The 11,839-nt window shown below is 72.4% G+C and carries 11 protein-coding genes and 1 pseudogene; 2 read left to right on the forward strand and 10 right to left on the reverse strand.

Annotated elements, in window-relative coordinates; all coding sequences use genetic code 11:
- Positions 1–43 precede the first annotated feature (43 nt).
- The 10 genes and pseudogenes from ACZ7L6_RS02815 to ACZ7L6_RS02860 form a co-directional block, all read right to left on the reverse strand.
- Positions 44–1,891 (reverse strand): SpoIIE family protein phosphatase, encoded by a 1,848-nt coding sequence (locus tag ACZ7L6_RS02815; protein WP_471920140.1) that lies wholly within the window; start codon positions 1,889–1,891, stop codon positions 44–46.
- Positions 1,842–2,486, reverse strand: a complete 645-nt coding sequence (locus tag ACZ7L6_RS02820) for a class I SAM-dependent DNA methyltransferase (RefSeq protein ID WP_471920597.1) — start codon at positions 2,484–2,486, stop codon at positions 1,842–1,844. Before ACZ7L6_RS02820 ends, ACZ7L6_RS02815 begins: the two co-directional genes overlap by 50 nt.
- A gap of 266 nt (positions 2,487–2,752) precedes the next feature.
- Positions 2,753–3,280: an NUDIX hydrolase family protein gene (locus ACZ7L6_RS02825; RefSeq protein WP_471920598.1), complete on the reverse strand. Its 528-nt coding sequence runs from the start codon at positions 3,278–3,280 to the stop codon at positions 2,753–2,755.
- 42 nt (positions 3,281–3,322) lie between these two features.
- Positions 3,323–4,525 (reverse strand): amidohydrolase family protein, encoded by a 1,203-nt coding sequence (locus ACZ7L6_RS02830; protein ID WP_471920141.1) that lies wholly within the window; start codon positions 4,523–4,525, stop codon positions 3,323–3,325.
- A gap of 1 nt (position 4,526) precedes the next feature.
- A complete protein-coding gene (locus ACZ7L6_RS02835; protein ID WP_471920142.1) occupies positions 4,527–5,930 on the reverse strand; it encodes a glutamine synthetase family protein in 1,404 nt (467 codons plus the stop codon).
- Positions 5,931–5,999: 69 nt separating this feature from the next.
- Positions 6,000–6,809 (reverse strand): SAM-dependent methyltransferase, encoded by an 810-nt coding sequence (locus ACZ7L6_RS02840; RefSeq protein ID WP_471920143.1) that lies wholly within the window; start codon positions 6,807–6,809, stop codon positions 6,000–6,002.
- Between the two features lie 134 nt (positions 6,810–6,943).
- Entirely contained in the window at positions 6,944–7,768 is an 825-nt protein-coding gene (locus ACZ7L6_RS02845) for a hypothetical protein (RefSeq protein WP_471920144.1), read from the reverse strand.
- Positions 7,769–7,878: 110 nt separating this feature from the next.
- Positions 7,879–8,583 (reverse strand): response regulator, encoded by a 705-nt coding sequence (locus ACZ7L6_RS02850; protein ID WP_471920145.1) that lies wholly within the window; start codon positions 8,581–8,583, stop codon positions 7,879–7,881.
- Between the two features lie 153 nt (positions 8,584–8,736).
- Positions 8,737–9,275, reverse strand: a pseudogene (locus tag ACZ7L6_RS02855) (ABC transporter ATP-binding protein); the annotation flags it as partial.
- Positions 9,276–9,294: 19 nt separating this feature from the next.
- The gene (locus tag ACZ7L6_RS02860; protein WP_471920146.1) at positions 9,295–9,666 is read right to left on the reverse strand and encodes a DUF4333 domain-containing protein; all 372 of its coding nucleotides are present in this window, start codon (positions 9,664–9,666) and stop codon (positions 9,295–9,297) included.
- A 160-nt stretch (positions 9,667–9,826) separates the two neighbouring features.
- Here ACZ7L6_RS02860 and ACZ7L6_RS02865 point away from each other — a divergent pair, with 160 nt between their 5' ends.
- Entirely contained in the window at positions 9,827–11,017 is a 1,191-nt protein-coding gene (locus ACZ7L6_RS02865) for a sensor histidine kinase (protein ID WP_471920147.1), read from the forward strand.
- 147 nt (positions 11,018–11,164) lie between these two features.
- Positions 11,165–11,806 carry a helix-turn-helix domain-containing protein gene (locus ACZ7L6_RS02870; protein ID WP_471920148.1) on the forward strand — a complete coding sequence of 214 codons (642 nt, stop codon included), beginning with the start codon at positions 11,165–11,167 and terminating at the stop codon, positions 11,804–11,806.
- The last annotated feature ends 33 nt before the right edge of the window (positions 11,807–11,839 follow it).

Genomic DNA, 11,839 nt, shown 5'->3' on the forward strand with positions numbered 1-11,839 from the left:
CTCCGCGGGGCAGACGTCCGGCCCACCCCCGGCTGCGGCTCCGTCAGCCGGGGTCCTGACCGGAAGGCAGGGGCTGCTCGAACCAGACCACCTTGCCGGTGCTCACCCTCGTGGCGCCCCAGCGCCGGGCCAGCTGGTCGACCAGGAACAGGCCCCGGCCGCCCTCGTCGCTCAGTCGGGCGTGCCGCATCCGCGGGACCAGCGGTGAGTCGTCCTCCACCTCGCAGCGCAGTACGTCCGTGCGCAGCAGCCGCAGGACGATCGGTCGGGAGGCGAAGCGCACGGCGTTCGCCACCACCTCGCTGACCAGGAGCTCGGTGGACTCCACCAGGGAGTCGAGGTCCCAGTCGTGCAGGGTCCGGCGGGTCAGCCGGCGGGCCTGCCGCGCGGTCTGCGGACGCGGAGCCATGTACCAGTACGCGACGGTCTCCGGCAGGATGCCCTCGAAGCGGGCGGCGAGCAGGGCGACGTCGTCGTCCCGTTCACCCGCGCCCAGCATGGCGAGCGCCTGGTCGCAGAGCCCTTCCAGTTCCGGGGGCGTGGTTCCCGAGGGGGCCGTGCGCAGTCGTGCGCACAGTCGCTCCACCCCGGCCAGCACGTCCGAGTCGCGGGACTCGACCAGGCCGTCGGTGTACAGCAGCAGGGTGGCTCCGGCCGGTGCGGGCATCTCGGTGGACTCGAATCCACCGCCGCCCACGCCGATCGGCGCTCCGGGCGGGAGGTGCACGACCTCGGTGCGCCCGTCCGGGTGCAGGAGCACCGGCGGCAGATGGCCGGCGTTGGACATCAGCATCCGGTGCAGTACCGGGTCGTACATGACGTACAGGCAGGTCGCCGTGTGCTCGCTGCCCAGGCGCTCCGCCTGCTCGTCGAGGTGGTGCAGGATCTCGTCCGGGGGCAGGTCGAGACCGGCCAGGGTCTGCACGATGGTGCGCAGCTGGCCCATGATCGCGGCCGAGGTCATGGAGTGGCCCATCACGTCGCCGATGACCAGCGCGACGCGGTTGCCGGGCAGCGGGATCGCGTCGTACCAGTCGCCCCCGACCTGCGCGGTCCGCGACGACGGAAGATAGCGGCTGGCCAGCAGGACCCCGGCCGGTTCGGGCAGCGACGCCGGGAGCATGGTGCGCTGCAGGGCGTCGGCGACCGAGGCCTCGCGCGCGTACAGCACCGCCTTGTCGATGCCGAGCGCGGTGTGCGTGGCGAGCTGGGAGGCGACGAGCAGATCGTCCGCGGTGAAGTCCGGCCGGCCCGGTTCGCGGATGAGGACGACGCTGCCCATGACGTGGTTGCGGCCGTGCAGCGGAGCGATGATCAGCCGTCGTCCGGACGGTACGGCCCGGGACGGGGTGCCGGCGTCCAGCAACTCGGTCACCGCGGAAGCGATGTCCGCCGTGTCCGCGAACACCGGCCGCCCGGCCCGCAGCAGTGCGGGGAGCGGGCCTGAGGCCGCCGGGTGTACGACGTCCGCCGGCTGGACGGGGGCGGCGGTCGCTGACGGCGGCCCGGATCTGCACGTGCGTGCCTTGTGCAGGGGCGCGCGGTCCGTGGCGTGCAGTTCGAGGACACCGGGGGAGGCGGAGGTCTCGTCGCCGACCGGAAGCGGAGCGTACAGATGGACGAACGCCGTGTCGGCGAAGGCCGGAACGGCCGCCCGGCACAGTTCGTGCAGCGTCTCGTCCAGGTTCATGCCGCGGGCGATCTGCCGGGTGGCCGCGTCGAGGTACCGGAGCCTGTCGGTCTGCCGCCCGGCGGCGTCCGGTCCGTGCGCACCGGCTGCCTGCCCGCCGGTGCCTGCGTCGGCTCCGAGCTCCTTCGTCACGCCCGTCCTTTCGGGGTCCTCAGGTTTGTCGCTTGCAGCGCAGGAAGATCTGCACCTCGGGCGGCACATCCACGCTCGCCGGGGCGTACGTGTACGACGATTCCTCGACGATCTCGAAGTCCGCCGCCTCGACCACCTCGCGCAGCTCGTCCCTCAGATAGCCGGACACGCGGATGGTGTGTCCGATGAACGGGATCGAGAAGTCGTCCACATCGGCCTCCACCATCGCCAGCGCGAACAGGCCGCCGGGAACCAGCAGGTGGTGGACGGTACGCAGCGCGAGGGGTATCTCGGCGCGCGGCAGCATGAGCAGGGAGAAAAAGGCGGCGACCGCGTCGAAGCGGCCGAGGTCCAAGGGGCCTCCGGGCCGCGGATCCGCGAGGTCCGCCTGGTGGAAGACCCCGGTGGGCACGTTCTTGCGGGCGAGCGCGACCATCCTGTCCGACAGGTCGACACCGACGACCCGCAGACCCGCCTCCGTCAACTGGAGCGCGGTCGGGATCCCGGTGCCGCACCCCAGGTCCAGCACCCGGGCCCCGGCCGGCAGCGAACGGATGAGCCACTCGGCCGACGCGACCTGTCCTTCCTTGTGCGGGAAGGCCTCGTCGTAGCGGTCGCCGATGGCGTCGAAGGCTTCGGCCTGGCCGGTGCGGTCGAGCGGCATGCTCCCGTAGCCGGGGTTGTCGCCAGGAGCGCTCACAACGGATCTCCTTTGAAACCCTAATGAAACCTTATGTGCGATTTTAGGCGCCGGCAGTACGCCAGGACCGGACCCCGCAGGTCCCCGGGGCCGCCGGGCCGGTCCACGCTCTGATCCCGGTCGATCAGGGTCATGGGCGCTCCGCGGCACGCCAGGTTGTACGCCACGGACGCACCGACGACCGCGGCGCCGACCGTGACGACGGACATGCCCCGCAGCCCCCTCGCCGGTCAGATCACGCAGCCCACATGTGCCAGCGCCTGCTTCAGCAGCACCCCGTGCCCGCCCGGCATCTCGCTCTGCACCGCGGGGGACAGGGCCTCCTGCGGGCTGAACCAGACCAGGTCGAGTGCGTCCTGGCGGGGGCGGCAGTCGCCGGTGACCGGGACGACGTAGGCGAGGGAGACCGCGTGCTGGCGCGGGTCGTGGTACGGCGTGATGCCCTGCGTCGGGAAGTACTCCGCGACGGTGAACGGCTGCAGGGAGGTCGGGACGCGGGGGAGTGCCACCGGGCCGAGGTCCTTCTCCAGGTGGCGCAGCAGGGCGTCGCGGACCCGCTCGTGGTGCAGCACGCGGCCGGAGACCAGGGTCCGGCTGACCGTTCCGTCCGGTCCGATGCGCAGCAGAAGGCCGATGCTGGTGACCTCGCCGCTGTCGTCGACGCGCACGGGCACGGCCTCGACGTACAGGATCGGCATGCGGGCGCGTGCCGACTCCAGCTCGTCGGGGGACAGCCAGCCGGGCGTGGTTTCGGTCATGTCAGACATTGCTTGATCATACTTTCCGGGAATTGCGAACGCTCAGTCGCGGTGCGGACGGGATTCGGGAGCGGGCGCGAGGGTGGGAGCGGAGCCGGTTTCGGCGGCGGTTTCGGTGGTGGGCAGTCCGTAGAGGCGGCGGGCGTTGTCGCCGGCCGTCCACGCCGCGATCCGCAGCGCGTCCGGCAGGCTCATTTCGTCGGCGTCCACCCGGTCCTGGAGCAGGTCGCCCAGGCCGCGGCGGAACGCCAGGGCGCCGAGCAGGTAGAACTCGGCCAGACCATAGGCGTCGGAGCTGTACAGCAGCTTGCGGAACGGAGTGATCTCCAGGGCCTCCGCGAGGATCGCCCGGGCGCGGGCGGGGCCGACGTGGTGCAGGGTGAGGCCCACGTCCAGGTACACCTGCTCGAACACCGCCGCCAGATAGGCGGCCTGGCGCTGATACGGCCAGCAGTGCAGAAGCAGGACCGGGATCGTGCCCTTGGTGAGGTGCAGCCAGTCCGTCAGGAGGGTGGGGTCCACCCGGTGCAGGCGGATGTCGTTGTCGCCGAAACCGGTGTGCAACTGGAGCGGCAGCCCCAGGTCCACCGCCGTCCACAGCAGGTGCCGGACCAGCACCGGGTCGGCCAGCCGTCCGCCGTCCGCCAGCCACTGCCGCGCCGCCGCGGTGACGAGCGCGCCGGTGGGGCGCGCCGGGTCCAGGGCGAAGCCGGTGCGGTAGGCGGCCACCGACTTCACGGCCACCACGCCCGGACGCCGTACGGCCTCCTCGGCCGCCGTGCGGAACGCGGTTGCGTACGCGTCCGGCTCGACCCCCGCGGCCGCCACCGCCTCCGCGACCGCCTCCAGCCGTACGACTTCGTACGCGGCCCCGTCGGCGGTCTCCGCCAGTTCCCGGGGCGCGGTGATCCGGTGCGGGGTGTACCCGGTGTCGACGCAGAACGCGTCGGTTCCGGCGGCGGCCAGGAACCGGCGGTTCACCTCCTGCCACCCCAGCTCCGCGCGCCGGGCCAGGTACACGTCGGCGGGGGCGTGGCGCGGCAGATCGAGCAGCGGGGCGCAGTGGCGGCGTACCGCCACGCCCGCCGGGGTGTCGAAGGGCGAGATGCCGGGCCATGGCTCGCCCTCGGTGAGCAGGGACTCGAAGCCGTCCCGGTCCAGGTCGGTGGTGACCACCCCGTGGCAGTGGTGGTCCACCAGCGGCAGCGCCGCGAGCGCCTCGTGGACCGGACCTGTGGCGCGCACGTCAGTACGTCCAGCGGTAGGCCGCCGCCACTCCGTCGTCGTCCAGCCCGGCGACGGCGGCAACCTCGCCCTGCCGTACGGCGACGAGGGCGTCGGCGAGGACCGGGCCGAGGGCGGCACGCAGCGGCTCGTCGGTACGGAACTCCGCGACGGCCTCGGCCAGCGAGGTCGGCAGTCTGCGGACACCGCGGGCAGCTGCCTCCCGCGCACCCAGATGCGCCGGGTCCCCGATGATCTCTTCCGGCAACCGCGTGTCCGACGCCAGTCCGTCCAGCCCGGCGGCGATCAGGCAGCCGAGGGCGAGGTACGGGTTGGCGGCCAGGTCCACCGGCTTGATCTCCAGGTTGGCCGCCTGGTCACGGTGGCCCGCCGTGCCGGTGACGACGCGCAGCCCCGCCTCCCGTGTCTCCCGGCCCCACGCTGTGAACACCCCTGCCCACTGGGAGGGTTTGAGCCGCAGATAGCTGGCCGGGCTGGGCGCGGTCACCGCGGTGAGAGCGGGGAGGTGGGCGAGGACGCCGGCCGCGAAGGACTCGGCCTCGGGGCGCATGCCGTGCCGGCGGTCACCGCCCGCGTGCAGGTTCACGCCGTCGCGCCAGGCGGAGAGGTGGACATGACCGCCGTTGCCGACGCCCTGCCCGAGGACCACCGGGGCGAAGGACACCGCGAGACCGTGGCGCTGCGCCACCGCCCGGATCGTCTGCCGTACCAGCACACTGCGGTCGGCCGCCCCCACCGGGTCGAGCGCACCGACCGAGAGCTCGAACTGCCCCGCCGCGTACTCGGGATGGAGTTGCTCGACCTCCACGCCCTGCCGCGCGAGCGCCGCCAGCAGCTCGGCCGTGCAGTCGCTCAACGCGACCTGCCGGGTGGCGCCGTACGCCGGACCCGTCACCGCGGGCACGAACTCACCGTCGGCGCCGGGCGGTTGAGCGACGGCCCACTCGATCTCGATGCTCGCCCGGAAGGTGATGCCGTACCGCTCGGCGGCCTCCCGGACCGTGCGCCGCAGGAAGGTACGGCTGCACGCGGCATGCCGCTCGCCCTCCTGCGTGATCCGGTCGACCGGCGCCCACGCCCAGCCCGGCTGCCCGGCCAGCTCCACCAGGTGGTCCAGGTCGGGGTAGAGGCGCAGATCGCCGTCCGGGGAGCCGAGGACGTCGGTGGTGACGATCGAGTCGTTCGCCAGGAAGGTGTCGAACACCGGTGACATCCCCACGCCCCAGGCCGCCGCCGAGGCCAGCTTCGCCGTCGGGACCGTCTTCACCCGGCCGATGCCCGCCGTGTCGACGTACGCCAGCACGATCCCGTGCACGCCCCGCCCGGACAACTCGCCGCTCAGCGTGGTGGCCCGCTCGACGTCACCTGGACGCCCTCCCGGGACGGGATCGGCAAGGGTGGTCATACGGTCTCCTCGACGAGCTCGGCCGGTCGGGTGCCGGTCCGTGCCGATTTCGTGCGGTCCCTGTCGGCGTCAGGGTTTCACGGCGACCGCGCCGTACTGGGGCACCGGGGCGGCCGAGTCGGGGGCGCGCCACTGCGAGCAGGACACCATGCCCGGCTCCAGCAGCTGAAGACCCTCGAAGAACGCGGCGATGTCGGCGCCGCTGCGGGCCGTGATCGGCGGAGTGGCGTTCTCGTTCCAGAACTTCATCGCCGGGATCTGGCCCTCCCCGCCGAGTTCGGAGTCGAAGGTCGGGTGCGTCAGCACCAGGTGGCTGCCCGAGGGGACCGCGGCCAGGACGCGGCGCACGATGTCGCGGGCCTTGTCGTAGTCCAGGACGAAGTTGAGGATGCCCAGCATCATCACCGCGACCGGCTTGCCGAAGTCCAGGGTCTGGCCGGCACGTTCGACGATGGCGTCCGGGTCGTGGACATCGGCGTCGATATAGGCGGTGACCCCCTCGCGGGTGCCGGTCAGCAGCGTGCGGGCGTGCACGAGGACGATCGGGTCGTTGTCGACGTACACGATCCGCGAGTCGGGCGCGACCCGCTGGGCGATCTCATGCGTGTTCTCCGCCGTCGGCAGCCCGGTGCCGATGTCCAGGAACTGGCGCACGCCCCGCTCCTCGGCCACGAAGCGCACCGCACGGCCGAGGAAGTCGCGGTCCGCGCGGGCGATGTCCCTGATGATCGGGAACATCCCGGCGACATGCTCACCGACCTGCTGGTCGACCTCGTAGTTGTCCTTGCCGCCGATCCAGTAGTTCCACACGCGCGCGTTGTGCGCCACACCGGTGTTCAGCTTCGCCGACCCGCCCGACGGGGTGTGGCCATCACTCACGACTCGTCCTCTCCTCGCACGCACGACCGAAACCGGCCATCGCCGCCATTGTGCCGCTCCGTTGATCACGTTGTCCCGGGAATCGGCAGAGCGGACAAGGAGGTTGGCGCAGGAGAGGGGCAGAGCCGTGGGCGTCACTCGATCTCGGACGGAGCGGGCTTGGGTGTCCGTCCGGCCTGGACGTCCTTCAGGCGCTGGGTGCCCTGCTCCACCGCCTGCTGGACGGAGTCGGCCTCGCCCCCGGCGAGGCCGCCCCCCGTGACGGTGATCGCGTCCGCGCCGACGCGTACGGCCGCGACGTCCAGGGTGAGCGTGGCGGGCTCGCCTGCGGCCGTGCCCTTCACCGTCACGCGCAGGCCCTGACGGGCGTCGCCGACGTCGGGCAGCGGCGCGTCGACGACCTGGACGGTGCGCCGGTCGCCGCCCTCGTCGGTCGCGGTGAACTGGTCGCACTTGTCCGGCAGGCTCTTCATCCAGGCCAAGGAGTCGTCCGGGTCGGTCCGTTCATAGGAGGCGACCTGGTACAGCAGGCGGGAGTCGCCCTGCTGGAAGCCGCGCAGCGCGGACGCTCCCGCGGGCTCGCCCAGCAGGTCGTCGTCGAAGAGGGAGTCGAGGAGCCGCTGACAGTCGGCGGCGTCCGCCCTGGCGGTGACGAAGTCGGCGACGTCGACCCGGCCGATGAGCAGGCCCTCGTCCCAGTTGGCGGCCTCCGTCTGCCTGACCTGCGTCCAGTCGTCCTCGATGTCCGCCTCGGTGATCAGCGCGGCGAGCGCCTGCGCCTCGGTGAGGGCGGGAAGCTGCTTCGCGGCGGGGGACCTCTCGGCGGCCGGGGACGCGGCGGCCGCCGTCGAGCCCGACTCCTCGTCACCGTCGTCCGAACAGGCCGCGGTGGTCAGCAGGGCGCCGGTCGCGAGAGCCAAGGTGAGAAGACGGACGGGCCGGGACGGACGACGGGCCATGGCGAGTGCCTCCTGAGAACGTGACGCGTGTCCTCAGCGCACCATCGTGCACACCGCCTCACCAGCGGCGCAGGACCGTTCGAGTGAGCTCCACCGGGAGTGCGGACGCTTCACGCGCCGTGTTGCGCGTGCCCGTGCTGCCAGGCCCACGCAGCGATCTCGACGCGGTTCCGGGCGGCCAGTTTGAGCTGGACGCTGGACAGGTGCGTCTTGACCGTGGACAGGGAGACGTAGAGCTCGGCGGCGATCTCGGCGTTCGTACGGCCGAGCGCGACCAGGCGGACGACGTCGAGTTCCCGGTCGGTGAGGGGCTCCGTGAGCGTGGCGGGCCTTGCGGGGGCAGGGGCGGCGGGCTCGGCCTGCGGGGCGGTGAGGTGCTTGAGCAGGCGGACCGTGACCGACGGCGACACCAGCGAGTCGCCGGCCGCGGCGGCGCGGACCGCCTCCGCGAGGAGGGTGGGCCCCGAGTCCTTCAGCAGGAACCCGCAGGCGCCGCCGCGCAGCGCCCCGTACACGTACTCGTCGAGGTCGAACGTGGTCACCACGACCACCCGCATCGGGTCGGCCACGTCCGGGCCGGCCAGCAGCCGGGTCGCCTCCAGCCCGTCCAGCTTCGGCATCCGGATGTCCAGCAGACACACGTCCGGCCGCTCCCGCCGCGCCAGCGCCACCGCCTCCTCGCCGTCGGCGGCCTCGGCGACCACGGTGATGTCGGGCTGCGCGTCGAGGAAGAAGCGGAAGCCGGTGCGGACCATCTCCTGGTCGTCGGCGATGAGGACGCGGATGGGGGCGCCCTGCCGGGTGGGGACGGTCATGGCTCGATCATGCCTCAGCGGAAGGAGCCCCCGGACTCGGGGCCGGGGTCGTACGGCGTCAGTCAGCCGTCTGTGCCGGTCCCTCCGTCACCTTCCGCAGCAGTGGCCGGCTCCTGGCGATCGCGGCGAACGCGGCCAGCGCGCCGATCACTGAGCGGCGACGTCGGCGTCGTGGGTGACCATGACCAGGGCGGCGCCCGTGTCCCGGGTCGCGAAGGTCAGGAGCTGGACGACCTCCGTGCTGGTGCGCTGGTCCAGGGCGCGGGTCGGTTCGTCGGCGAGGACGACGTCGGGTTCGATCACCAGGGCGCGGGCGATGGCGACCCGCTGGGCCTGTCCGCCGGACAGCTGACCGGGGCGGCGCCCCTCCAGGCCCTCCAGGCCCAGCGGCGCGAACCAGCGGCGGGCGCGCTCGACGGCCTGCCGGCGCGGCACGCCCTCCAGCATCAGCGGCAGCGCGACGTTCTCCTCGGCGGCAGCTCCGGCAGCAACTGGCCGAACTGGAACACGAACCCGAACCGCTTGCGGCGCAGGTCGCTCAGCTTGTTCTCACCGAGCCTGTCGATGCGCTCGCCGCGCAGCAGCACCTGCCCGCCGTCGGGCCGGATGATCCCGGCGAGGGTGTGCAGCAGGGTCGACTTGCCGGAGCCGTACGTTTTGACGAGGCTGTGTCCGGCCAGGACGGTGCTCATGGTGTGGCGCGACCCCTTCTCAGCGCTCGAACGTCCAGGTGACGCTCTTGGCGTCGGCCTTGGTCACCCGGACGGGGATCTTGACGGTCAGGCCGTCGCTCTTCTTGCCGGTGCAGGTGATGGTGGCTCCGGCCACGGCCTTGAGGCCGCTCGGGCAGGTGACGCCGGAGAGGTTGTCGCCGATCCAGGGCAGCGGGTGGAACCTGCTCTCGGTGCGGCCCGCGACGATGCTCGCGGCGAGCGCCCTGTGGCCGTCCACCGAGGCGGTGCTGTACTCGTCCAGGCGGCTGGTCGACTCGGTGCCGGAGAGCAGACAGGTGCCGAGGCCGCCCAGCGCGACCACGGCGGTCGCGCCGCCGACGACGCCGACGAGGAACTTGCTGCGCTGCATCGCGTACTCCTGAGGTCCGTGGTGAGGATGCGGCACCAGCCTCGCCTGCGGGCCCGGGCGCGCGCCTCGTCCATAAGGTCGGCGTCAGCGGCGGCTCACGGCGGTCCCCTCGGCCGATCGGCCGATCCCGCCGTGCACGGCCTCGCCTACCGTGACCGGCATGAAGTCCGTGTCCCCCCGCGGCTGCGCCCGGGGCTTCGCCGTCGGTGCCCTGCTCGCCGCCTGTGTCGTGGACGTCCTCTACGCGGGCTCCGACGGCACGAGCGTCCTGCCGACGGCGAGCCCCGTGTGGCCGACGCTGGCCGTGCTGCTCGTGGGCCTGTCCGCGGTGCTGTGGCCGGCCGACCGGCGCCCGCAATGGCTCACGCCGCAGGTGCGCACCGCCGTGCCCGCCCTCGTCTCGGCCCTCTACTCGGTGGGCTCCCTGGTGACCCTCAAGGGGAACATCTTCGGGCCCGGCGAGGTCCTGATCCTGCTGTGCCTGCTGTTCGTCGCGGTACGGCACTGCCCGCCGCGCGCGGCTTGGTGGTGCGGCGCCCTCGACGTGGGCGCGCTCCTGCTCCTGCCGGTCCGGTACGTCGGGCTGTTGGACGACGCCGTGCTGGGCTTCATGGTGGCCGGGCTGGTCCTCGTCGGCCTCTTCGCCGGGCTCGCCGTCTACCTGCGCACCATGGACTACCGACGGACCCTCGCCATCAGCGAGACCCGGCGCGGCGAACGCGTCGCCATCGCCGCCGACCTGCACGACTTCGTCGCCCACCATGTCACCGGGATCCTCGTGCAGACGCAGATGGCCCGCATGATGGCGCAGACCCAGCCGCAGGAGCTCGATCCCGTCCTGGCCGGCATCGAACGCGCCGCCACCGAAGCCCTCGCCTCGATGCGGCGCACGGTCGGTGTGCTGCGCGACAGCGGCGACGAGGCGACCGACCGCCGCCCGGTCGGTGACCTGGCGGGCATCGCCGAGCTGACGGACGGATTCGCGAGCCCGGTCCAGCAGGTCATCCTGCGCCGCGACGCCGCCGTCTCCGACGACCTCCCGCACGAGGTGCAGGCCGCGGCGTTCCGGGTCGTGCAGGAGGCGCTGACCAACATCCGCCGCCATGCCGCCGACGCCACGCACGTCGAGGTCCGGCTGCGGGACTACGCCGGGCGCCTGGAGGTGTCGGTCGCGGATGATGGGCGGGGCGGCACGCAGTTGCCTGCGGCGGCGCACGGTGGGGGGTTCGGGCTGGTCGGTCTCAAGGAGCGGGTGACCGCGCTGGGGGGCGAGCTGCATGCCGGGCCGCGGGGTGGGGTGGGGTGGGAGGTGCGGGCGGTTTTTCCAGCGGGCAGGGCTGCAACCCCCTAGGGGCGCGGGGAACTGCGCGACTAGCCACGAACCACCGGCTGCCGCCCACGAATCGTGCGTCCCGAGTTATCAGGCGACCCATACCGTGCAACCTCCCGTAGCTGTTCAATGAGAGCAAACAGCTCTGTCCAGCCGAGAGGAGCCCCCATGCCCCCGGCTACCGTCCCGCCGGTAGGCACCCGCATCCGGCAAGCGCGCCTCGCGCGCGGCATGAGTCTGCGCGGCCTGGCCCGGGAGGTCGGCGTCTCGGCGAGCCTGATCTCGCAGATCGAGAACGGCAAGAGCCAGCCCTCGGTCAGCACCCTGTACGCCATCACGACCGCCCTCGGAATCTCCGTCGAGGCCCTCTTCGACGCGGGCGAGTCCGCTGCCGTGTCCCCCGTGGCGGCAGACTCCGGCACCGTCCTGCACGCCCTGGCCGCCTTCGCCGCCGACCCCGGCCGCCGTATCGGCCCGCTGGTCAGGCCGGACGAGCGAGAGGTGCTGGAGCTGGACTCCGGTGTCGTGTGGGAGCGTCTCGGCCATGTTCCGGGCACCGACGTGGACTTTCTCCTGGTGACCTACCGGCCCGGCGGCGCCTCCTCCAGCTCCGGTGGCCTCATGCGTCACGCAGGCACTGAGTACGGATATCTGACCTCCGGTGAACTCGTCCTCACCCTCGGTTTCGACGAGTACACCCTGCGCCCCGGCGACGCCGTCTGCTTCGAGTCGACGACCCCGCACCGTTACCGCAACGATGGAGAGGAACCGGCTGTGGGCGTCTGGTTCGTTCACAGCGATGTTCAGTGACACTTGACACTCGCCGCCCGCGGTCGTTCACTC

This window comes from Streptomyces sp. NPDC107522 (assembly GCF_055657525.1).

What these genes read in the sequence shown, in the direction of transcription:
- ACZ7L6_RS02815 (WP_471920140.1), bottom strand. Translation starts at nt 1,891, where the DNA reads ATGTGCCGCCCGAGGTGCAGATCTTCCTGCGCTGCAAGCGACAAACCT.
- ACZ7L6_RS02820 (WP_471920597.1), bottom strand. Translation starts at nt 2,486, where the DNA reads ATGCCGCTCGACCGCACCGGCCAGGCCGAAGCCTTCGACGCCATCGGC.
- ACZ7L6_RS02825 (WP_471920598.1), bottom strand. Translation starts at nt 3,280, where the DNA reads ATGACCGAAACCACGCCCGGCTGGCTGTCCCCCGACGAGCTGGAGTCG.
- ACZ7L6_RS02835 (WP_471920142.1), bottom strand. Translation starts at nt 5,930, where the DNA reads ATGACCACCCTTGCCGATCCCGTCCCGGGAGGGCGTCCAGGTGACGTC.
- ACZ7L6_RS02845 (WP_471920144.1), bottom strand. Translation starts at nt 7,768, where the DNA reads ATGGCCCGTCGTCCGTCCCGGCCCGTCCGTCTTCTCACCTTGGCTCTC.
- ACZ7L6_RS02850 (WP_471920145.1), bottom strand. Translation starts at nt 8,583, where the DNA reads ATGACCGTCCCCACCCGGCAGGGCGCCCCCATCCGCGTCCTCATCGCC.
- ACZ7L6_RS02860 (WP_471920146.1), bottom strand. Translation starts at nt 9,666, where the DNA reads ATGCAGCGCAGCAAGTTCCTCGTCGGCGTCGTCGGCGGCGCGACCGCC.
- ACZ7L6_RS02865 (WP_471920147.1), top strand. Translation starts at nt 9,827, where the DNA reads ATGAAGTCCGTGTCCCCCCGCGGCTGCGCCCGGGGCTTCGCCGTCGGT.
- ACZ7L6_RS02870 (WP_471920148.1), top strand. Translation starts at nt 11,165, where the DNA reads ATGCCCCCGGCTACCGTCCCGCCGGTAGGCACCCGCATCCGGCAAGCG.